This window comes from Sphingomonas sp. 7/4-4, from assembly GCF_027941955.1.
In the GTDB taxonomy this organism is placed as follows: Bacteria; Pseudomonadota; Alphaproteobacteria; order Sphingomonadales; family Sphingomonadaceae; genus Sphingomonas.
In genome coordinates this window covers 3,090,558-3,110,475 of sequence record NZ_CP115960.1, presented here as the reverse complement: position 1 = coordinate 3,110,475, position 19,918 = coordinate 3,090,558, and the positions used below count along the sequence as shown (strand labels likewise).

Genomic DNA, 19,918 nt, shown 5'->3' with positions numbered 1-19,918 from the left:
ACAGAGCGGGCGTGCGATTGCACGGCGTTACTGGGCTGGCCGAACTGCTCGTGCCCGATGCGTTCGGCCGGTTTGTCGGATCAGCGACGCGACCCGTCCGGGCGGTGCTGTTCGACAAGAGCCCAGCGGCGAACTGGGCGCTGGGATGGCATCAGGACCGTACTATCGCCGTCAAGGAACGCGTCGATGTGCTCGGCTATGGACCCTGGTCGATCAAGGCAGGAATGCAGCATGTCGAGCCGCCCTTCGCGGTGATCGAGCACATGGTGACGATCCGTGTACATCTCGACGCCGTCCCCGCCGATAATGCACCGTTGCTGATCGCGCCTGGCTCGCATCGACTCGGCAAGATCGCCGAATCGGCGCTCGCCGATGTAGTCGAGCGCTGTGGCGCCGCCGCGTGTCTCGCCGAGGCCGGCAATGTGTGGCTCTATGCGACTCCGATCGTCCACGCATCTGCAGCGGCAGTGGCTGGCGGGCGCCGCCGCGTGCTCCAGGTCGACTATTCGGCGGAGACGTTGCCGCAGGGACTCGACTGGCTCGGCATCTGATCGCCGCCGGTCCGATTGCTTGGCTTGCCAACGCATGGGTCAGGCCGATAGTCGAAGCAAATGGCGAACGGCGTCTTCATCCATCGCGAAGACTCGATCTACCGGGACACGCCGGCAATTCGCTACCACTTTCCGAAACAATATCTTGGCCGGGCGCGGGCCTGCAGTGGAGATTGGATCCTCTATTACGAGCCAGTGAAGGTGCAGCAGTCCCGCGGTTACCGGGCAGTAGCGCGAGTGGCCTCGATCGCTCCCGATCCCGATCAAGTTGGCATGTACTATGCCCTGATCGAGCCGGGCAGCTTTCTCCAGTTCAGCACGCCCGTCCCGTTCACGATCGGAGGAGAGCCGGTGGAGCGGGGTCTGCTCAACGAGCATGAGAAGGTTTCAGGACGTACCCAGGCAGCCGTTCGTCCGCTCTCGACTCAGGATTTCATGCGGATCGTGAATCTTGGTTTACGAGACGATGCGGAATTGCTTCCGCGGCAAGATTTGCCCGCGCCAGATAATCGCGTTCGCGAAGAGGTTGCGACCTTTCAGTTCGAAGCGCGAGAACGGGTGCAGCAACTAGTCTCGCGACCCCTGCGCGATCGCGCATTCCGGCGGACGGTTCTAGACGCCTATGATTCCCGATGCGCACTGACTGGGTTGAAGTTGATCAACGGCGGTGGGCGCGCCGAAGTCGAAGCGGCACATATTCGATCCGTCGAGGCAGACGGCCCAGATATCGTCTCCAATGGCCTCGCGCTTTCCGGCACGGTGCATTGGATGTTCGATCGAGGGCTCTTGTCGCTCGCGGACGATTTGTCGATTCTGATCTCTCACCATGTGAATGATCGCGACGGCATTGCCGGGCTCCTCAACCACTCGCGGCGCGCGCGGCCGCCGTCGCGGCTAGCCGACAGTCCGCACCCTCTGTTTCTGAGTTGGCATCGCGAGCATTGCTTTAAAGGGTGATTGCGCCGTCTGCATTCGTATGTGCAGCGCCGTCCGGTTGACGCTGCAGTGCAGCGTGACCACTTGGGGCCGATGCATGCCCCCGCCGCCCGCACCACGCCCGTCGCGCTCGTCCATTTCGCGCTGGCGATGGGCGGGTTCGCGATCGGCACCACCGAATTCGCGACGATGAGCCTCGTGCCCTATTTCGCGCAGGGGCTCGGCATCGACGAGCCGACCGCGGGGCATGTGATCAGTGCCTATGCGCTCGGCGTGGTGGTGGGCGCGCCCTTGCTCGCGGTGCTGGGCGCGAAGATGGCGCGGCGGACGCTGCTGATCGCGCTGATGGCGAGCTTCGGCCTGTTCAACGCCCTGAGTGCGCTGGCGCCGACCTATGGCTGGATGCTGGTGTTCCGCTTCCTCAGCGGGCTGCCGCACGGCGCCTATTTCGGCATCGCCGCTCTGGTCGCCGCGTCGCTGGTCCCCGACAACCAGCGCTCGCAGGCGGTGGGGCGCGTGCTGCTCGGGCTGACCATCGCGACGGTGATCGGCGTGCCTTTGGCCAATTGGATGGGCCAGGCGATCGGCTGGCGCTGGGGTTTCGCCGTCGTGGCGGTGCTCGCCTTGCTCACCATGGCGCTGGTCTGGTGGCTCGCGCCGCGGGATCGGCCGGCGCAGGACGCGAGCCCCTTGCGCGAGCTCGGTGCGCTGGCGAACGGGCAGGTGTGGCTCACGCTCGGGATCAGCGCGATCGGCTTCGGCGGATTGTTCTGCGTCTATACCTATGTCGCCTCGACTTTGCTCGAAGTGACGCATGTCTCCGCCGGCATGATCCCGGTCGTGCTCGCGGTGTTCGGCGCCGGGATGACGATCGGCAACATCATCGTCCCCAAATTCGCCGATCGCGCGCTGATGCCCACCGCGGCGGTGCTGCTGCTCGGCAGCGCCGCGGCGCTGGCGCTCTATCCGATTGCCGCCGCGCATCTCTGGTCGATCTGCCTCGCGGTCTTCGCGATCGGTTTCGCCGGGGCGCTCGGCGCGATCCTCCAGACGCGGCTGATGGATGTCGCCGGCAATGCGCAGATGCTCGCGGCGGCGCTCAACCATTCGGCGTTCAACACCGCCAATGCGCTCGGGCCGTGGCTCGGCGGGATGGCGATCGCCGCGGGCTGGGGCTGGACCTCGACCGGCTATGTCGGCGCGGCGCTGGCGCTGGGCGGCTTCCTGGTCTGGTGCGTCGCGGTGCTGGCCGAACGCCGCGCGCTCAGGGCCCCCGCCGTCGCGCGATCAGCTTGATCGCGAGCGCGCGGCGCGGCGGTGCGAAGCGCAGGACGAGATAGCCCGCGGCCGCCGAGAGCACCGATCCGGCCAGCACCCCGATCTTGACCTCGTCGGCGAGCGCAGCGTCGCCCGCGAAAGCCAGCCCGCCGATGAACAGGCTCATCGTGAAGCCGATTCCGGCGAGCAGCGACACGCCATAGATTTGCGGCCAGCTCGACCAGCCCGGCTTCGCCGCGAAACCGATGCGGTGCGCGGCGACGATCGCGCCGAAGATGCCGAGCTGCTTGCCGACGAACAGCCCCAGCGCGATCCCGAGCGGCAGCGGATCGAGCAGCACCGACGGGGTCACGCCCGCGAGCGACACGCCGGCATTGGCGAAGCCGAACAAGGGTACCACGAGGAACGCCGACCACGGATGCAGCGCGTGCTCGAGCCGGTGGAGCGGCGATTCGGCCGGATCGCGCGAAATCGGGATGGCCAGCGCGGCGAGCACCCCCGCGATCGTCGCATGCACCCCCGATCGGAACACGAACACCCAGAGCAAAACCGCCAGCAGCAGATAGGGTGACAGCCGCCGCACCCCGGCGCGGTTGAGCCCGAACATCACCAGCAGCACCCCCGCCGCCAGTCCCAGCGACACCAGATCGAGCTTGGCGGTGTAGAACAAGGCGATGATCACCACCGCGCCGAGATCGTCGACGATCGCGACGGTGGTCAGGAACAGCTTCAACGCGGTCGGCGCGCGCTTGCCGAGGATCGCGAGGATCCCGATCGCGAAGGCGATGTCGGTCGCCGCGGGGATCGCCCAGCCGCGAACCAGCGCGGGCTGATGCCCTGCCACCAGCAGATAGAGCAACGCCGGCACTGCCATCCCTGCCGCCGCGGCGAGCACGGGCAGCCGCCGCCGGTCCCAGCTCGCCAGCCGCCCGACGACGAACTCGCGCTTGATCTCCAGCCCGACGAGCAGGAAGAACAAGGCCATCGCCGCGTCGTTGATCCACAGATGCACGCTCATCGGCCCGTATTTCGGGCTGATCACCGGGCCGGTCTCGAGATGGAGCAAGTGGAAATAGTCCGCGGACAGCCCGGGCAGATTGGCGACGAGCATCGCGCACGCCGCCGCCGCCATCAGCACGATCCCGCCCGCCGCCTCGCTATGGAGGAAGTCGCGGGTAGCCGAGCGGACGCGGCGGATCATGCCCTGGTTAGCGCCTCTGTGATCAGTTTCCGGCTGTTCTCGATCCCGTAGAGCGCGATGAAGCTGCCCATGCGCGGTCCCTGCTCGGAGCCGAGCAGGGTCTCGTACAGCGCCTTGAACCAGTCGCGCAGGCTCTCGAACCCGCCGGTCTTGCCGATCTCGTAGACGATATTCTGAATGTCTTCGGCCGATGCGTCGGCCGGGAGCGCCGCCAGTTCGGTGTCGAGCCGCCGGAGCGCCTCGACCTCGACGCCCTCGGGCGCGCGCTTCTTGAGCGTCGGCGTCACGAAGTCACGGGCATAAGCCAGCGCATAGCCGATCAAGCCGTCGAGCGCCGGATAGCTCTCGGGCGTCGCGTCGGGGACATAATTGGCGAGATAGGCCCAGACCTGCTCCTTGCTCGCCTCGCCCATCACCCCGACCAGGTTGAGCAGCAACCCGAACGTCACCGGCAAGGTCTCCGCCGGCGGCGGGCCGTTATGGATATGGTGCACCGGATTGCCGAGCTTCTGCTCGATCGGCTGGGCGGCATAATTGCCGCGGAACTGCCAGTAATCGTCCACTGCGCGCGGGATCAGCCCGAGGTGGAGCGCCTTGGCCTTTTTGGGCTCGCGATAGATGTAGAAAGCCAGGCTCTCGTCGGGTCCATAGGTCAGCCATTGCTCGAGGCTGAGCCCGTTGCCCTTGGATTTGGAGATCTTCTCGCCCTTCTCGTCGAGGAACATCTCGTAGTTGAAGCCCTCGGGCGGCCTGCCGCCCAGCACCCGCGTGATCTTCGACGACTGGATCACCGAATCGATCAGGTCCTTGCCCGACATCTCGTAATCGACGCCGAGCGCCACCCAGCGCATCGCCCAGTCGACCTTCCACTGCAGCTTCGCCTGCCCGCCGAGGATCGACTGCTCGATCCGTTCGCCCCTACCGTCACTGGCATCCTCGAACGCGATCATCCCCGTCTCGGGATCGAGCACCTCGATGGGCACCTGGAGGACGATGCCGCTCTTCGGGCTCACCGGCAACACCGGCGAATAGGTCGCCTGGCGCTCCTTGCGCAGCGTCGGCAGCATCACGTCCATGATGCCCTGATAGTGGCGCAGCACATTCTTCAGCGCATCGTCGAAAATGCCGTCCGCATAATAATCGGTCGACGAGACGAACTCATAGTCGAAGCCGAAGCGATCGAGGAACTCGCGGAGCAATGCATTATTGTGCGCGGCGAAGCTCTCATGCGTGCCGAACGGATCGGGAATGCGCGTCAGCGGCTTGCCGAGATGCTCGGCCAGCATCTCCTTGTTGGGCACGTTGTCCGGCACTTTCCGTAGCCCGTCCATGTCGTCGCTGAATGCGATCAGGCGGGTCGGAATGTCCGACAGGGTCTCGAACGCGCGGCGCACCATCGTCGTGCGCAGCACTTCGTTGAACGTGCCGATATGCGGCAGCCCCGACGGGCCATAGCCGGTCTCGAACAGGACATGGCCTTTCGCCGGCGCACCGTCCGGATAGCGCTTGAGCAGTTTCCGCGCCTCTTCATAGGGCCAGGCCTTGGAGTCGAGCGCGGCGGCGCGCAGTTCGGGTGCGATGTCGGTCATGATCAGGCGCGTCTAGCGAAGACCGGCGCAGGGAGCCAGCGTCGCGCATAGGGCATGACGCGCCGTGCGTTGCATACATGCTTCCGCTGTGGGAGCGTCCCCACCGGTTACGAGGAGAGACCGTTGATGAGCTACATCATCGCCTTGCTGGCGGCGGCGTCGCAAGCCGCCGTGACGGTGCCCGTCACAGAGGCTCGCTTCGTGCCCACCAATCCGAACGACCCGAACAGCACGCAGATCGCAGTGCTCAGTGGCGATCCCGCGACCGGCCCCTCCGACATGCTCATGCGCTTCGGTCGCGGCGAAGGCGGGCCGCATGTGCATTCCTCGGATTACCGGCTCGTCGTCATCGAGGGCGTGATGAAGCATGCGGAGGCCGGCGCCTACGCCTCGGCGCCGTCCATGGGCCCCGGAAGCTACTGGTTCCAGCCGGCCAACCAGCCGCACGTCGATTCGTGCCTCAGCGATCGGTGCACGATGTTCATCAGCTGGTCCGGAAAGCGCGACACGACGCACCTCCCGGCGAAATAGGGCGGGTCATTCGGCATCCGGCCAGAGAGGAAGGTCCGCTATTCGGTCGGCTGCCAGGTCCGCAACGGATGGTTTACAGGCGTCACGGCGTTCCGCGAGCGTGGTCGCTAGGCGCCCAGTTCAAGTCATTCAGAGCAGGCGCTTAATCCCGAAAGCCGCCATTGGTCTCTGGATAGATGCAACACCGAAGCGCGGATTAGTGTCCGCATCGCAGCGCTTAGGAAAGCGAGATGGCGAAGATCAAGGCGATAGAAAATAAAAAACGGCCACCCGTCGGGATGGCCGTTTAGATATCAGCTTTGAAGGGTTTCCAATCCTATCCTATGCAAACGCGGCGAGCCTAGGAATGCTCTCAAGGCGCGCCTGATTTTCCCTTCTTACTTCTGCCAGATCGTATGCGGTCTGCATCTTGCAAAGCAAAGCAGCCGAATATCCAGTCGCGGCTTCGATGCGCGCCGCAAGTGCTGGCGTAATGGGCCCCTTGCCATTCAACACCTTGGCAACACTCGGCTGCGTAGCGCTAATCGCGTCTGCCAAGGCCGACCCCGTGACCTTGTGGGTAGGAAGAACTTCCACCTTCAACATAACGCCGGGGTGGATGGGATAGAGGTCCGTAAGGAACTCGTTGCGTTCGATGAACTGGTTCTCCGTGGTAGGCATGTCAAACATCCGAATAATTGCAACTGGCTGCGCGTGCGGACGCGCCAGCCGTCTCCTCGCTAATGCGGATCGTCGTAGGTCATATTCGTAATCTCCTTAGCCTTGGTGTTGTAATCAAAAAGCAAACGGGTGCTGCCCGTAACGTCGATGCTCCAAAGCGTTTTGCTACCGCCATAACGGTGCGTTCGCCATTCAGGGTGCGCGTCTGCGGCCTCCTTCAAGCTATCCGCCGCCGAAAGCACGCCGAAGCGAATGCGGATCGACATTGCAACTGCAGGTTGCAGCCCGCGCACCGCCTCGCCCGGAGGTGTGCGGAGCAGCAGCTTGATCCGCTTGTCTGACACTCCGATCCGCATGAACCCTGTTCCTCGTTTATATGTCTATAGCATATAGTCAGAACGGGTGAACGAGTCAAGCAATTATATGCTCTCGACATATACGAGCGGCCTTCGCACGACATGCGCTGAAGTTGAGCGACCTACAAGTTCGACATGAGGTTATGCGGCGTTCGGCGCTCTACGGTACAGATCGGGCAGGTCCCTATCACGGCCGATTGACTTAACACATCCTGCTTCGAAAGGGCCTCGCCCCGACAGTTATCGAGCCAAGGGCTGACGACCAGACTAAGCGGTTTCGAGGCGCCATTGGCGACGTCGGCTTTTCAGTCGGCGCTGCTCGAAAGCGGACTGCCTGCAGTCGGCCAGACTTCGTCGTTGCCAAGAAGATCGATCGAGGTCCGCAACTGGGCGGTCAGCAAACCCCGCCATTCCCCCTTCCAATGTAGGATTTCGTCTGGGATAGACTCGTGGATGCACGAGTCGTCGCCTCCCGATCCGCCTGACATCGAGGACGAACTCCCCGATTTCACCCCCGTCCCGCTCACCCGGCATCGTCACGACGGCTGGACGCCCGAGCGCCAGCGCGGGTTCATCGCGGCGCTGGCCGAAAGCGGCGTGGTCGCGCGGGCGGCGCGTTCGGTCGGGATGAGCGGCGCCTCCGCCTATAATCTGCGCCGTCGCCCGGGCGCGGAGAGCTTCGCGCTCGCTTGGACGATCGTCGAATATGAAGCACGCGAGCGTGCGCTCGACTTCGTGATCGACCAGTTCAGACACGGTTCGACGCGGCCGCGTTTCTATCGCGGCAAGTTCGTCGGGACGATCCACCGCTATGAGACCCGCATGGCGCTGGCCGCGGTGCGCGCGGCGTTCTCGGTGCCGCCGAGGCGCTGCGTACCGACGGGCAAAGTTGACGAATGACACGCGAGTCCCGCAACTTTGCCGTGCTCGACACGCGATTTCGGCTGGCGATGCGGAACGAAAAGCGTACAGATTGACGCGCCGATGACGCCGCCTCTGCCCTATCCCGCGCTCCACGCCAGCCATGGCGGCATCTGGATCGCAACCGCGGAGGAAACGCGCGCCGTCAGCCGTGGCGAGGCGATCCGCATCGCCGCCGACACGCCGACGATCCTGCTCAATGCGCCGCTGATCGGCCAAAGGCTCGGCCATCCGGAGATCAACGGGCTCGATCTGCTCGAACTCTTCGCCTTCCTCCGTCCCGCGCGCTTCATGGTTCCCACGCCCAAGGGCCTTGCCCGCGCCACCGGCCTCGCAATTCCCGAAAACGATGCGGAGGTCGCGCCGTTTCTGCGCCGCGCCGCGGAGGCGCTGCTGGCGGTGCCGGCGGGTGACTGGCCCGAGCGCGAAGGGGTGGAATTCGCTCCAGTCGCTGTTCCGGCTGCGCTGGCCCTGGGCGCCGGCGTTGAGCCCGGCGATCGCCAAGCCGGGCCAGGCCGAACGCTGGCTGTTCTCGAAACTTCCCGAATGGGAGGAGCGCCCGCCGCGCCCCGCGCCGCGCACCATCACGCTCGCCGATACGGATATCGCCGAACGGCTGGCGCGGCTCACCGGCAGCGGTGCCGAGCGACGCCAGGGCCAACGCGATTATGCCGCCGCCGCTGCGGGCGCCTTCGCCCCGCGCGCAATGCGCGATTCGCCCAATCTGATCCTCGCCGAAGCGGGAACGGGGATCGGCAAGACGCTCGGCTATCTCGCCCCCGCCTCGCTCTGGGCCGAGCGCGCCGAAGGGCCGGTCTGGGTGTCGACCTTCACCAAGGCGCTGCAGCGCCAACTCGCGCAGGAGAGCGAGCGGCTGTTTCCCGATCCCGAGACGCGCAAGCGGCGGATCGTCACCCGGAAGGGCCGCGAGAATTATCTGTGCCTGCTCAATCTGGAGGACGCGCTGCAGGGCGGATTCGCCGGCCGCGCGGCGATCCTCGCGCAATTGGTGGCGCGCTGGGCAGCATATAGCGCCGACGGCGACATGATCGGCGGCGACTTGCCCGGCTGGCTGCCCACTCTGTTCCGCCGCAACGGCTCGACTGCGCTGACCGACCGGCGCGGCGAGTGCATCTATGCCGGCTGCCCGCATTACCGGAAATGCTTCATCGAGCGCGCGGCGCGGGCCTCGGCCGAAGCCGACATCGTGATCGCGAATCACGCATTGGTGATGGTCAACGCGGCACGAGGAAGAGAGTCGGCGACGCGGCCGACGCGCTATGTCTTCGACGAGGGGCATCATCTGTTCGACGCCGCCGACGCGATGTTCTCGGCGGCGCTCACCGGCCAGGAAGCGATCGAGATCCGCCGCTGGATCACCGGCCCCGAATCGGGATCGCGCGGTCGGAGGCGAGGCCTCGCCGCGCGGCTCTCCGACGTCGCGAGTTACGACGAAGAGGGCGGTCTCGCGATCGCCGAGGCAGTCGATGCCGCCCGCGCGCTGCCCAGCGACGGCTGGCTCCAGCGGCTGAACGAAGGCGAGCCGTTCGGACCCGTGGAGGCGCTGCTCGCGGCGGTACGCGGGCTGGTCTATGCACGAGACGTCAACGGCTCGGGCGATGCGGGCTATGGCCTAGAGACCGAGCTGGCCGAGCCCGACGGCGCATTGGTCGAGGCGGCGGGACCTGCCGGCGCGGCGCTCGACGCGCTCGTCCGCCCATTGGTCAAGCTCGGGCGCCGGCTCGAAGCGGTGCTCGCCGATGCGCCCGACTGGATGGACGGCCCGGCGCGCGCGCGAATCGAAGGCGCGATCGCTTCGCTCGGGTGGCGGACCGAGACCGTCGGCGCATGGCTGGCGCTGATCGCCCGGATCGGCGGGCCGGCCGATCCCGAATATGTCGACTGGTTGGCAGTCGATCGGGTCGAGGGCGCGAATATGATGTCGGCCTCCACCGCCACTGGCTCGATCCGTCCAAGCCTTTCGCGAAAACGGTGCTCGAGCCCGCGCACGGCGCCGTGATCACGTCGGCGACGTTGCGCGCGGGCGGCGACTGGGACGTTGCCGAGGCGCGTACCGGCGCGTCGCACCTGCTGCGCCCCGCCCAGCGGTTCGAGGCGGCGAGCCCGTTCGATTATCCGGGCCAGGCCGAAGTGCTCATCGTCACCGACGTCAAGCGCGGCGACTTGCCCGCGCTCGCCAATGCCTATGCCCGGCTGGTGGTTGCGGCGGAAGGCGGCACGCTGGGGCTGTTCACCGCGATCCGCCGGCTGCGCGCGGTCCATGCCCGCATCGCCGACCGACTGGCGCGCGAGGGCCTTCCTTTGCTCGCCCAGCATGTCGATCCGATCGACACCGGCACCCTGGTCGACATCTTCCGCGACGATCCGCGGACCTCGCTGATCGGCACCGATGCCCTCAGGGACGGTGTCGACGTCCCCGGCCATTCGCTGCGGCTGGTGGTGATGGAGGGCGTCCCCTGGCCCAAGCCGAGCGTGCTCCACGCGGCGCGGCGGCTCGCCGGCGGCGGCACCGCGTATGACGATCGCATCGTCCGCGCGCGGCTGGCGCAGGCATTCGGCCGGCTGATTCGCCGCGCCGACGATCGCGGCAGCTTCGTTTTGCTCTCCGCGGCGAGCCCGTCGCGGCTGCTCGATGCGTTTCCGCCGGGCACGCCGGTGGCGCGCGTCACGCTCGACGAGGCCGTGGCGCGCGTTCGGCTTTCCTCGAGAGCCGATTGCGGCATGAGGCGCCCGCGAACGCCTGACGAGCTTGGGGAAGTGATGAAGACGCTCACGCTGCTGCGCCACGCCAAGTCGGGTTGGGACGATCCGGTCGCGCGCGATTTCGATCGGCCGCTCAACCCCAAGGGCCAGCGCGCCGCGGCGATGGTCGGCCGCCACATGAAGGCGCTGGGCCTCGCCTTCGAGCGCGTCGTCGCCTCGCCCGCGATGCGCGTGGTCGAGACGCTCGATCATGTCGGCCAGGGCTATGGCAGCGACCTCGCCCCCGCCTGGGACCAGCGCATCTACCTCGCCTCGACCGCGACTCTGCTCGATGTCGTCCACGGGCTGCCCGACGGGGCCGATCACGTGCTGCTCGTCGGGCATAATCCGGGGCTCGAGGAACTCGTGCTGCTGCTGGTGCCCGACGGCGGCGCGCTGCGCGACGAAGTCGAGATCAAGTTTCCCACGGCGACCCTGGCCGAGATGACCTTCGACATTGCGGGCTGGGAAGAGGTGAAGGCCGGCAGCGCCACGCTGGTGCGCTTCGTGCGCCCCCGCGATCTCGATCCCAGCCTCGGGCCGGATGCGCGCTAGCCGCCATCCTCTTCGAGCGCCTTGACCAGCGCGTCGCGGATTGCAGTGAACGCCTCGGCGCTGCTCCGGGGCGACCGGGTGGCCGCCTTTTCGGAGGCGAGCAGCTTCTGCACGCCGCGGATCGTATAGCCTTCATCGGCGAGAAGATGGTGGATGCGCCGCACCAGGGCGACGTCGTCGGGCCGGTAATAACGCCGGTTTCCCGCGCGAGTCAGCGGGCGGAGCTGGGGGAAACGGGTTTCCCAATACCTTAATATATGTTGGGGTCGGCCGATTTCCTGCGCGAGTTCCCCAATGGTGCGGAGGGCGCCTGCCGCCTTCTCCGAGGGGGCACGGCCCTTCTCAGTTGCCTGCCACGATGCGGTCGCGCATCATCTGGCTGGCTCTGAAAGTGAGCACCCTGCGGGGTGCGATCGGCACTTCGACACCGGTCTTGGGATTACGCCCCACCCGCTCGCCCTTGTCGCGCAGGATGAAGCTGCCGAAACCGGAGATCTTGACGTTCTCGCCCTTCGAAAGAGCTTCGCACATATGTCCGAGAATCTGCTCGACGAGACGCGAGGCATCGGCGCGCGAAAGCCCGACTTCGCGATGCAGCGATTCGGCCAGATCTGCCCTTGTCAGCGTGCCCGCAGCCGGCATGTCGGCATGTCCCCCAATGTTAATCAGTGTCCGGTCTTGACTCTATCAGATTGCGATCACGCCGCAAACCTCAACATTCCGCCTCAGTAACGACTCACCACTCAGCCTGACACATATCAGAAACGTACGACCGCTGCACCCCAGGTAAAACCCCCACCCATGGCTTCGAGAACCAGGAGGTCGCCTTGCTTGATCCGGCCGTCGCGGACTGCGGTATCGAGCGCGAGCGGCACCGATGCCGCCGAGGTGTTGGCGTGCTGGTCGACGGTCACCACCACTTTCCCCGGCGCGAGCCCGAGCTTGCGCGCAGTGGCATCGAGGATGCGGGCATTGGCCTGGTGCGGCACCACCCAGTCGACCTGGTCCGAGGACAGTCCCGCGGCGCCGAGCGTCTCCTCCATCACCGCGGCGAGATTGACCACGGCGTGGCGGAAGACCTCGCGCCCCTTCATCCGCAGCTTGCCGACGGTGCCCGTGGTCGAGGGACCGCCGTCGACATAGAGCAGGTCGTTGTGGCGGCCGTCGGCGTGCAGCCGGGTCGCGAGGATGCCGCGGCCGGTCGCTGCGTCGCTCTCCTGGCCTTCGAGCACGATCGCGCCGGCGCCGTCGCCGAACAATACGCAGGTCGCGCGGTCTTCCCAGTCGAGGATGCGGCTGAAGGTCTCGGCGCCGATCACCAGCGCGCGCCGGTGCGCGCCCGCGCGGATCATCGAATCGGCGACCTGCACTGCGTAGAGGAAGCCCGAGCACACCGCCGCGACGTCGAACGCGACGCAATCGTTGATGCCCAATGCAGCCTGGACGCGGGTGGCGCTGGCCGGGAAGGTCTGGTCGGGCGTGGCGGTGGCCAGCACGATCAGGTCGATATCGGTCGCGGCGATCCCTGCCGATTCGAGCGCGGCGCGTGCCGCGGCGGTCGCCAGCGTGCTGGTGGTCTCATCGTCCCCGGCGATGTGGCGGAAGCGGATCCCGGTGCGCTCGACGATCCATTCATCGGAAGTCTCGACGCGCTCCGCCAGTTCGGCATTGGAAACGCGTCGTTCCGGCAGGAAGGAGCCGGTACCCATAATCACCGAACGAATGGTCACGCAGCCTTTGCCTCGAAATTCCCGAGATCCTCGGCGATTCGCCGATTGAGGTCGTCGCGCAGCATCTTCGCCGCGAAACCGATTGCCGTGTCTACGCCCAGTTCGTTCGCGCTGCCATGGCTCTTCACGACGATGCCGTTCAGGCCGAGGAAGATCGCGCCATTGTGATTGTTGGGATCGAGATGGGTACGCAGCAACTCGGTGGCCGGGCGCGAGATCAGGAAGCCGATCTTCGAGCGCGTCGAGCTGGAGAAAGCGCGCTTGAGCAGGTCCGCCACGAATCGCGCGGTCCCCTCGATCGTCTTGAGCGCGATATTGCCGGCGAAACCGTCGCAGACGATCACGTCGATTTCGCCGCGCGACAGCTTGTTGCCTTCGATGAAGCCCTTGAAGTCGAGCCGCAGATGCTTGGCGGCGCGCAGTTCGGCGGCGGCCTCGCGAGATCTTGTCGGTGCCCTTCATCTCCTCGGTGCCGATGTTGAGCAAAGCGACGCGAGGGCTTTCGAGGTCGAGCGCGATTCGCGCATAAGCGGCGCCCATCACCGCGAACTGGATGAGGTTCTGCGCATCCACTTCGGTATTGGCGCCGAGATCGAGCATCACGGTGTCGTTCTCGCCAAGTGTCGGCAGCAACGCCGCGAGCGCGGGCCGGTCGATCCCCGGCATGGTGCGGAGCGACAGCTTGGCCATCGCCATCAACGCGCCGGTATTGCCCGAGGATACGGCGGCGCCGGCCTTGCCCTGCTTCACCTGATCGATGGCGATTCCCATCGACGTGGTCTTGGCGCGGCGAATCGCTGCGCTCGGCTTCTCATCGGCCGCGACGACGCCGGCCGCGTGGACGATCTCCGACGCAGCCGTCAAATTCGGGTGGCTTTCGAGACCCGCGCGAATCTGCGCCTCGTCGCCGACGAGGATGAATTCCATCCCCTCGAAACGACGGCGCGCACGCGCAACGCCCGCGAGCATAACCGCGATCCCCTCGTCGCCGCCCATCGCATCGACGGCGATTCGCATTGGGGTGGTCATGCCGGCTGGCCCTGGGTCGCGTGCGTGGCTCAGCCCTCTACGGAGGTGACTTCGCGGCCGTTATAATGGCCGCACGCCGCGCACAGATTGTGCGGGCGCTTCAGTTCGCCGCAGTTCGAGCATTCCTGGAACGCATCGACCGTGAGCGCATCGTGCGCCCGGCGCATGCCACGCCGCGAGGGCGAGGTCTTTCTCTTGGGAACGGCCATTCAGGCACCTTTACTTCGAAGAACACATGAATCAGGTCGCGATACGCCCGCATAGGTGTCCGGGCAAGCGACGGTTAGGCCGGCTGCCCGCCGGACCAACGGGGCAGGTCACGAAGCGAGGCCGCGCGTATACCGATTCTTGCCCGAGTTGCAAGGGCGTGGCAGATCGGAAACTCAAAGGGGACCTCCATGACGCTCTTCCTGCCCGTCACGCTGACCGCTGCCGGCGCCGCAGCTTTGCTCAACTTTTGGCTCGGCGTGCGAATCTCGCGAATCCGCGTGTCGAACAGGATCCTCCATGGCGAGGGTCCCAATGGCGAGCTGACCACGCGGATGCGCGCGCATCTCAACTTCACCGAATATGCGCCGATCACGCTGATTCTCATTGCCCTGATCGAACTCGCGACGGGGCCGACGATCTGGCTCTGGGGATTTGCCGCCGCGTTTCTGCTCGGCCGCGCGCTCCATGCGGTCGGGATGGTCGCGCGGCTGTGGATGCGGCAGGCGGGGATGCTGCTCACCTTCCTGCCGATGCTGGCACTCGCCGGCTATGCCATCTATCTCGGCGCGCAGGCGCCCAAGCAGCCGCCGACCACCGTCTTCAAGATCCGCCCGGTCGGTTAGCCGCGCGCCAGCGCCGCATCGCTCACGAACGGATTCGTCCGCCGCTCGTGCGCGAAGTTGCTGGGCTGGCCGTGGCCGGGGACGAACACCGTGTCGTTCCCCAGCGGCCACAGCCTGCCGGTGATCGCGTCGATCAGATCCTGATGATTGCCCTTGGGGAAGTCGGTGCGGCCGATCGATCCCTGGAACAGCACGTCGCCGACGATCGCCAGCTTCGACGGCGCATGGTGGAAGACGACATGGCCCGGCGTGTGGCCGGGGCAATGATAGACGTCGAGCACCAGCGCGCCGACAGTCACCTGGTCGCCATCGGCCAGCCAGCGACCAGGCTCGAACGGCACGCCGCGCACGCCATATTTACGGCCATCCTCTTCGAGCCGGTCGATCCAGAAGCGGTCGGCCTCGTGCGGGCCTTCGATGCCGACATCCAGTTCGGCGGCGAATTCGCCCGCCAGCCCGCAATGGTCGATATGGCCATGGGTGATCAGGATCTTTTCGATCGTCACCTTGTGCTGCGCGGCCGCCGCGCGGAGGCGATCGAGGTCGCCGCCCGGATCGACAAAGGCGCCGCGCATCGTGCGCGTGCACCAGAGCAGGCTGCAATTCTGCTGGAGCGGCGTGACCGGCACGATCGCCACGCGCATCGGAGGGTTCGACATGCGCCGCTGATAGGTGGCGCAGGGTGCGGCGGCAACACGGGCTTGCCGTAAGGCGGCTGCGGCGGCATGCGCAGCGCGATGGCGTTGCCCGCTCCTCCCTTCGTGCTACTCGACGATGCCCGGCCGGGCGGCGCGGCGGCGCGGCTCTATGCCGATCCGGTCGAGATCGTGCGTGCCGACCGGCCCGAACAGGTCCGGCCCGCGCTCGAAGCGCTGCGGGCCGCCCGCGCGCGCGGGCTCGAGGCGGCGGGCTATATCCGATACGAGGCGGCGGCCGGGCTCGAGCCGAAGCTGGCGCATCTCGCCGGGCAAGGCTCCCTGCTCTGGTTCGGGCTGTTCAACGGCTATCGGGAAGTCGATCCCGCGGCGATCCTGCCCGATCCCGCCGGGGCATGGGCCGGAGCGCCGGAACCGCGGATCACGCGCCGCGATTATGCCGAAAGCTTCGCGCGGGTCGCCGAACTGATCTCGGCAGGCGATATCTACCAGGCCAATCTCACCTTCCGCGCCGAAGTGCCGACCGCGGGCTCTCCCGCCTCGGTCTACGCCCTGGTGCGCGGGCGCGCGGCGGCAGGCTATGGCACGCTGGTCGCCACCGGCGAGGAGTGGCTATTGTCCTTCTCGCCCGAGCTCTTCTTCGCCCTCGAAGGCGGCAGGCTCACTGCGAAGCCGATGAAGGGCACGGCGGTGCGCGACATGGATCCGGCGCGCGACGCGGCCAATGCCGCGGAACTGCGCGCCGATCCCAAGCAGCGCGCCGAGAATCTGATGATCGTCGATCTGATGCGCAACGATCTCAGCCGCGTGTCGCGCCCCGGCAGCGTGGCGGTGCCGCAGCTCTTCCATGTCGAGCATTACCCGACGGTCCATCAGATGGTGTCGACGATCACCGCAGATCTCGACACGGACCATGACGCGATCGACGCGCTGGCGGCCTTGTTCCCCTGCGGCTCGATCACCGGCGCGCCCAAGTTGCGCGCGATGGAAGTCATCGCCGAAACCGAGGACGCGCCGCGCGGCATCTATACCGGCGCGATCGGCCGGCTCGACGCGAACGGCGATGCGATGTTCAACGTCGCGATCCGCACGCTGACCGTTGCCGGGGGCGACTCGCGCGCGGTTTTGGGTTTAGGGTCGGGCGTGGTTGCCGATTCGGACCCGGAGCAGGAATGGCAGGAATGCCTCGCCAAGGGCGCATTCGTGACGGCGGGTGAGCGCCCGTTCGACCTGATCGAGACGATGCGCTTCGATCCGATGGAGGGCATCCCGCTGCTCGAGCGCCACCTCGGGCGGATGAAAAGCAGCGCGGCGGCACTGGGCTTCGCGTTCGACCGCCATTCGGTACGCAACGAGCTCCAGGCCGCGACTTTCCGGCTGCGGGCGGCTTCGAAGGTGCGGCTGCTGCTCGGGCGCTCGGGGGCGATCTCGATCGGCATCAGCCCGTTGCCCGAGATATCCGACCAACCGATGGGTGTGGCGATCCGCCCCTCGAAGTCGCGCCGGACGACTTTCGACTGTGCCACAAGACCAGCCGCCGCGGCTTCTACGATCGCGCACGTTCAGCGGCGGGCGTGCCGGAAGTCGTATTCACCGACGCGCAGGGCTTCCTCACCGAAGGCAGCTTCACCAGCATTTTCGTGGGAAGCGCCGACGGCGTGCTGCTCACGCCACCGCTGGCGCGCGGGCTGCTCCCCGGCGTGCTCCGCGCCGAGCTGATCGAGAGCGGCCGTGCAGTCGAGCGGGATTTGCGTCCGGAGGATCTCGCGGGCGGTTTCCAGCTCGGCAATGCACTGCGCGGACTCGTATCTGCCGTTACAGTTGCGGAGCCGGCGAAGGCAGACGTATAGGCGCGGCCATTCCCTTCCGGAAAAGGCCCAGGACCATGCAGACCTCCGCCGCGCTCCAGCGCATCCAGCCCTCCGCCACGCTCGCGATGACGAGCCGCGTGTTCGAGCTGAAGCGGCAGGGCATCGACGTGATCGGCCTCGGCGCCGGCGAGCCCGATTTCGACACCCCGATTTCGTCAAGGAAGCGGCGATCGAGGCGATCCGCGCGGGCAAGACCAAATACACCAATGTCGACGGCACCCCCGAATTGAAGCAGGCGGTGGTCGCCAAGTTCGCGCGCGACAACGGCCTGACCTATGCCGAGAACCAGATCAGCGTGAACTCGGGCGGCAAGCACACCTTGTTCAACGCCTTCTGCGCGACGATCGACGCCGGCGACGAAGTCATCGTCCCGGCGCCTTACTGGGTGAGCTATCCCGACGTGGTCGAGTTCGCCGGCGGCAAGCCGGTGTTCATCGCGGCGGGCGCCGATCAGAACTACAAGATCCGTCCCGAGCAGCTCGAAGCCGCGATCACTGCGAAGACCAAATGGGTAGTGCTCAACTCGCCGTCCAACCCGACGGGCGCGGCATACAGCGCGGCCGAGCTCAAGGCGCTGGGCGAAGTGCTCGAACGGCACCCGCACGTGCTGATCTATGCCGACGACATGTACGAGCACATCCTCTACGACGGCTTCGAATTCGCGACGATCGCGCAGGTCGTCCCCTCGCTCTACGATCGCACGCTCACCGCCAACGGCGTGTCCAAGGCGTACGCCATGACCGGCTGGCGGATCGGCTATGCCGGCGGCCCTGCCTGGCTGATCAAGGCGATGGGCAAGCTCCAGTCGCAGTCGACGTCGAACCCGTGCAGCATCTCGCAGGCCGCGTCCGTGGCCGCGCTCAACGGCGACCAGAGCTTCCTCAAGGAGCGCGTCGCGGCGTTCCAGGGCCGGCGTGATCTGGTCGTGTCGATGCTCAACCAGATCAACGGCATGACCTGCCCCCGTCCCGAAGGCGCCTTCTACGTCTATCCCGAATTCGCCGGGCTGATCGGCAAGACCACGCCCAAGGGTGTGAAGATCACCACCGACGAGGAAATGATCGCCTATCTGCTCGATGAGGCCAAGGTCGCGGCAGTGCACGGCGCCGCCTTCGGCCTCTCGCCGGCGATGCGGATCAGCTATGCGACGTCGGAGGCTTTGCTGACCGAGGCGTGCACGCGGATTCAGACCGCCTGCGCGGCCTTGCGCTGAGGCACGGAACGCACGATCTTGCGCCCATGCTGGAATGGGCCCTCCCAATTGGCCTCGCCGGAGCGGCATTGCTGCTGCCGGCGATCGCCGCCCCGCCGCCGAGCGCGCGGTGCCGATTCCGCCGCCGGCGCAGGATGTCCCCGGGGGCAAGAACGAGCAGGTCGCGGTGCTTGCCGGCGGCTGCTTCTGGGGGATGGAGGCAGTCTTCCAGTCGGTGAAGGGCGTGCATTCGGTGACCAGCGGCTTCGCCGGCGGCACCAGGGGCACTGCCAGCTACGGCCAGGTGTCGACCGAACGCACTGCCCATGCCGAGGCGGTGCGTATCGTCTACGATCCGACGAAGGTGAGCTATGGCACGCTGCTGCGCGTCTATTTCTCGGTCGCGCACGATCCGACCCAGCTCAATCGCCAGGGCCCCGATGTCGGCCCCAGCTATCGCTCGGCAATCTTCCCCCAGGACGCCGCCCAGCGCCGCGTCGCCACCGCCTATATCGCGCAGCTCGGCCGCACCAAGGCGTGGCCCAGGCCGATCGTGACCAGGATCGAGAGCGGCGCCTTCTACCAGGCCGAGGCGTACCACCAGGACTTTTTCTGGCGGAACCCGACGCACCCCTACATCGTGCGCTGGGACAAGCCCAAGGTCGCGGCGTTCAGGAATGCGTTCCCGCAACTCGCGAATTGAGCGGAAAATCCTCCCCCGCCAGGGGAGGTGTCGCCGAAGGCGACGGAGGAGTAAGCACGCCGCGAGGTTAGTGCTTCCTCCCCTCCCTCATGCTGCGCATGCCACCTCCCCTTGCGGGGGAGGATAGAAATCAAATCAGCCCCATCGCCGCGAGTTCGCCAACCAGTCCCGCCGGCATCTCGGCAACGCCCGCACCGGCCTCGCCCAGGTCGACCGGGGCATCCTTGCCCTCGAGATAGCGCCATCCCTGGTGCGCGCGCTTGGGCCGCGCCTGGACGAGCACCAGCTTCGGTTCGAGATAGATCGCCACGCGCCCGCCCTCGGCCTCGCCGAAGCCCAGGATCGGCGAGCGGCCGATCAACTGGTGCTTGATGATCCAGAACAGCGACCCACCCGCAATCTCTTCATGCCTCTTGGGCAGATAGCGCGTGGTCAGGAAGGCGGGCTGGTGCGCCGCCTTGAGCGCGAGGCGCTCCTGCAGATATTCGATGCTGTCGCAGCCATAGGCGACCTTGGTCAGATGTAGCGGCACGGCTGCAATCTGGGGTCGCGGAGGGCGGCGA

At 66.5% G+C, this 19,918-nt stretch carries 19 protein-coding genes and 4 pseudogenes; 11 read left to right on the top strand and 12 right to left on the bottom strand.

Annotated features, from left to right (window positions below; translation table 11 throughout):
• Window positions 1-11: 11 nt before the first annotated feature.
• The 3 genes from PIB19_RS15710 (at window position 12) to PIB19_RS15700 (ending at window position 2,783) form a co-directional block, all read left to right on the top strand.
• Window positions 12-551, top strand: a complete 540-nt coding sequence (locus PIB19_RS15710) for a phytanoyl-CoA dioxygenase family protein (RefSeq protein ID WP_271238108.1) — start codon at window positions 12-14, stop codon at window positions 549-551.
• 60 nt (window positions 552-611) lie between these two features.
• On the top strand, window positions 612-1,508 hold the full coding sequence (locus tag PIB19_RS15705) for an HNH endonuclease (protein WP_271238107.1): 897 nt from the start codon (window positions 612-614) through the stop codon (window positions 1,506-1,508).
• Window positions 1,509-1,580: 72 nt separating this feature from the next.
• A complete protein-coding gene (locus PIB19_RS15700; protein WP_271241009.1) occupies window positions 1,581-2,783 on the top strand; it encodes an MFS transporter in 1,203 nt (400 codons plus the stop codon).
• Here the strand turns inward: PIB19_RS15700 and nhaA are convergent.
• Window positions 2,752-3,966 (bottom strand): Na+/H+ antiporter NhaA, encoded by a 1,215-nt coding sequence (nhaA, locus tag PIB19_RS15695; protein ID WP_271238106.1) that lies wholly within the window; start codon window positions 3,964-3,966, stop codon window positions 2,752-2,754. The genes PIB19_RS15700 and nhaA overlap by 32 nt on opposite strands.
• Window positions 3,963-5,555 carry a lysine--tRNA ligase gene (locus tag PIB19_RS15690; protein ID WP_271238105.1) on the bottom strand — a complete coding sequence of 531 codons (1,593 nt, stop codon included), beginning with the start codon at window positions 5,553-5,555 and terminating at the stop codon, window positions 3,963-3,965. Before PIB19_RS15690 ends, nhaA begins: the two co-directional genes overlap by 4 nt.
• Window positions 5,556-5,681: 126 nt before the next feature.
• Here PIB19_RS15690 and PIB19_RS15685 point away from each other — a divergent pair, with 126 nt between their 5' ends.
• The gene (locus PIB19_RS15685; protein WP_271238104.1) at window positions 5,682-6,086 is read left to right on the top strand and encodes a DUF4437 domain-containing protein; all 405 of its coding nucleotides are present in this window, start codon (window positions 5,682-5,684) and stop codon (window positions 6,084-6,086) included.
• A 321-nt stretch (window positions 6,087-6,407) separates the two neighbouring features.
• On the opposite strand, the gene PIB19_RS15680 is transcribed toward PIB19_RS15685, so the two are convergent.
• Window positions 6,408-6,746, bottom strand: a complete 339-nt coding sequence (locus PIB19_RS15680; protein WP_271238103.1) for a HigA family addiction module antitoxin — start codon at window positions 6,744-6,746, stop codon at window positions 6,408-6,410.
• A gap of 59 nt (window positions 6,747-6,805) precedes the next feature.
• A complete protein-coding gene (locus PIB19_RS15675; RefSeq protein ID WP_271238102.1) occupies window positions 6,806-7,102 on the bottom strand; it encodes a type II toxin-antitoxin system RelE/ParE family toxin in 297 nt (98 codons plus the stop codon).
• Between the two features lie 453 nt (window positions 7,103-7,555).
• Here PIB19_RS15675 and PIB19_RS15670 point away from each other — a divergent pair, with 453 nt between their 5' ends.
• Entirely contained in the window at window positions 7,556-8,002 is a 447-nt protein-coding gene (locus tag PIB19_RS15670; RefSeq protein WP_271238101.1) for a hypothetical protein, read from the top strand.
• Between the two features lie 101 nt (window positions 8,003-8,103).
• Here the strand turns inward: PIB19_RS15670 and PIB19_RS15665 are convergent, their stop codons facing one another.
• Window positions 8,104-8,265: a hypothetical protein gene (locus tag PIB19_RS15665; RefSeq protein WP_271241073.1), complete on the bottom strand. Its 162-nt coding sequence runs from the start codon at window positions 8,263-8,265 to the stop codon at window positions 8,104-8,106.
• Between PIB19_RS15665 and PIB19_RS15660 the strand changes: the two are divergent.
• Window positions 8,192-10,756: pseudogene (locus tag PIB19_RS15660) on the top strand (ATP-dependent DNA helicase); the annotation flags it as partial. The gene PIB19_RS15665 and the pseudogene PIB19_RS15660 overlap by 74 nt on opposite strands.
• Window positions 10,757-10,804: 48 nt before the next feature.
• Window positions 10,805-11,341 carry a SixA phosphatase family protein gene (locus PIB19_RS15655; protein ID WP_271241008.1) on the top strand — a complete coding sequence of 179 codons (537 nt, stop codon included), beginning with the start codon at window positions 10,805-10,807 and terminating at the stop codon, window positions 11,339-11,341.
• Here PIB19_RS15655 and PIB19_RS15650 read toward each other — a convergent pair.
• The 5 genes and pseudogenes from PIB19_RS15650 to rpmF form a co-directional block, all read right to left on the bottom strand.
• Window positions 11,338-11,637 carry a MerR family transcriptional regulator gene (locus PIB19_RS15650; RefSeq protein WP_271241007.1) on the bottom strand — a complete coding sequence of 100 codons (300 nt, stop codon included), beginning with the start codon at window positions 11,635-11,637 and terminating at the stop codon, window positions 11,338-11,340. The two genes, PIB19_RS15655 and PIB19_RS15650, sit on opposite strands and share 4 nt — an antisense overlap.
• Window positions 11,638-11,683: 46 nt before the next feature.
• Window positions 11,684-11,983 (bottom strand): integration host factor subunit alpha, encoded by a 300-nt coding sequence (locus PIB19_RS15645; RefSeq protein ID WP_271238100.1) that lies wholly within the window; start codon window positions 11,981-11,983, stop codon window positions 11,684-11,686.
• 116 nt (window positions 11,984-12,099) lie between these two features.
• A complete protein-coding gene (locus PIB19_RS15640; RefSeq protein ID WP_443018748.1) occupies window positions 12,100-13,050 on the bottom strand; it encodes a beta-ketoacyl-ACP synthase III in 951 nt (316 codons plus the stop codon).
• A gap of 17 nt (window positions 13,051-13,067) precedes the next feature.
• Window positions 13,068-14,100, bottom strand: a pseudogene (gene plsX / locus PIB19_RS15635) (phosphate acyltransferase PlsX).
• 29 nt (window positions 14,101-14,129) lie between these two features.
• The gene (gene rpmF, locus PIB19_RS15630; protein WP_271238098.1) at window positions 14,130-14,309 is read right to left on the bottom strand and encodes a 50S ribosomal protein L32; all 180 of its coding nucleotides are present in this window, start codon (window positions 14,307-14,309) and stop codon (window positions 14,130-14,132) included.
• 189 nt (window positions 14,310-14,498) lie between these two features.
• Between rpmF and PIB19_RS15625 the strand changes: the two genes are divergently transcribed.
• On the top strand, window positions 14,499-14,933 hold the full coding sequence (locus tag PIB19_RS15625) for an MAPEG family protein (RefSeq protein WP_056615396.1): 435 nt from the start codon (window positions 14,499-14,501) through the stop codon (window positions 14,931-14,933).
• Here the strand turns inward: PIB19_RS15625 and PIB19_RS15620 are convergent.
• Window positions 14,930-15,592, bottom strand: a complete 663-nt coding sequence (locus PIB19_RS15620; protein WP_271238097.1) for an MBL fold metallo-hydrolase — start codon at window positions 15,590-15,592, stop codon at window positions 14,930-14,932. The two genes, PIB19_RS15625 and PIB19_RS15620, sit on opposite strands and share 4 nt — an antisense overlap.
• A 78-nt stretch (window positions 15,593-15,670) precedes the next feature.
• On the opposite strand from PIB19_RS15620, the pseudogene pabB reads away from it, so the two are divergent.
• The 3 genes and pseudogenes from pabB (at window position 15,671) to msrA (ending at window position 19,355) form a co-directional block, all read left to right on the top strand.
• A pseudogene (gene pabB / locus PIB19_RS15615) lies at window positions 15,671-17,439 on the top strand (aminodeoxychorismate synthase component I).
• Between the two features lie 35 nt (window positions 17,440-17,474).
• A pseudogene (locus PIB19_RS15610) lies at window positions 17,475-18,673 on the top strand (pyridoxal phosphate-dependent aminotransferase).
• 34 nt (window positions 18,674-18,707) lie between these two features.
• The gene (msrA, locus tag PIB19_RS15605; protein ID WP_271238096.1) at window positions 18,708-19,355 is read left to right on the top strand and encodes a peptide-methionine (S)-S-oxide reductase MsrA; all 648 of its coding nucleotides are present in this window, start codon (window positions 18,708-18,710) and stop codon (window positions 19,353-19,355) included.
• A gap of 130 nt (window positions 19,356-19,485) precedes the next feature.
• Here the strand turns inward: msrA and PIB19_RS15600 are convergent, their stop codons facing one another.
• A complete protein-coding gene (locus PIB19_RS15600; protein ID WP_056615384.1) occupies window positions 19,486-19,887 on the bottom strand; it encodes a DUF1489 family protein in 402 nt (133 codons plus the stop codon).
• Window positions 19,888-19,918 lie beyond the last annotated feature (31 nt).

Coding starts and splice junctions, on each gene's coding strand:
- PIB19_RS15705 (WP_271238107.1), top strand. CDS start 612: ATGGCGAACGGCGTCTTCATCCATCGCGAAGACTCGATCTACCGGGAC.
- PIB19_RS15700 (WP_271241009.1), top strand. CDS start 1,581: ATGCATGCCCCCGCCGCCCGCACCACGCCCGTCGCGCTCGTCCATTTC.
- nhaA (WP_271238106.1), bottom strand. CDS start 3,966: ATGATCCGCCGCGTCCGCTCGGCTACCCGCGACTTCCTCCATAGCGAG.
- PIB19_RS15690 (WP_271238105.1), bottom strand. CDS start 5,555: ATGACCGACATCGCACCCGAACTGCGCGCCGCCGCGCTCGACTCCAAG.
- PIB19_RS15685 (WP_271238104.1), top strand. CDS start 5,682: ATGAGCTACATCATCGCCTTGCTGGCGGCGGCGTCGCAAGCCGCCGTG.
- PIB19_RS15680 (WP_271238103.1), bottom strand. CDS start 6,746: ATGCCTACCACGGAGAACCAGTTCATCGAACGCAACGAGTTCCTTACG.
- PIB19_RS15675 (WP_271238102.1), bottom strand. CDS start 7,102: ATGCGGATCGGAGTGTCAGACAAGCGGATCAAGCTGCTGCTCCGCACA.
- PIB19_RS15670 (WP_271238101.1), top strand. CDS start 7,556: ATGCACGAGTCGTCGCCTCCCGATCCGCCTGACATCGAGGACGAACTC.
- PIB19_RS15655 (WP_271241008.1), top strand. CDS start 10,805: ATGAAGACGCTCACGCTGCTGCGCCACGCCAAGTCGGGTTGGGACGAT.
- PIB19_RS15645 (WP_271238100.1), bottom strand. CDS start 11,983: ATGCCGGCTGCGGGCACGCTGACAAGGGCAGATCTGGCCGAATCGCTG.
- PIB19_RS15640 (WP_443018748.1), bottom strand. CDS start 13,050: ATGGGTACCGGCTCCTTCCTGCCGGAACGACGCGTTTCCAATGCCGAA.
- rpmF (WP_271238098.1), bottom strand. CDS start 14,309: ATGGCCGTTCCCAAGAGAAAGACCTCGCCCTCGCGGCGTGGCATGCGC.
- PIB19_RS15625 (WP_056615396.1), top strand. CDS start 14,499: ATGACGCTCTTCCTGCCCGTCACGCTGACCGCTGCCGGCGCCGCAGCT.
- PIB19_RS15620 (WP_271238097.1), bottom strand. CDS start 15,592: ATGTCGAACCCTCCGATGCGCGTGGCGATCGTGCCGGTCACGCCGCTC.
- msrA (WP_271238096.1), top strand. CDS start 18,708: ATGGGCCCTCCCAATTGGCCTCGCCGGAGCGGCATTGCTGCTGCCGGC.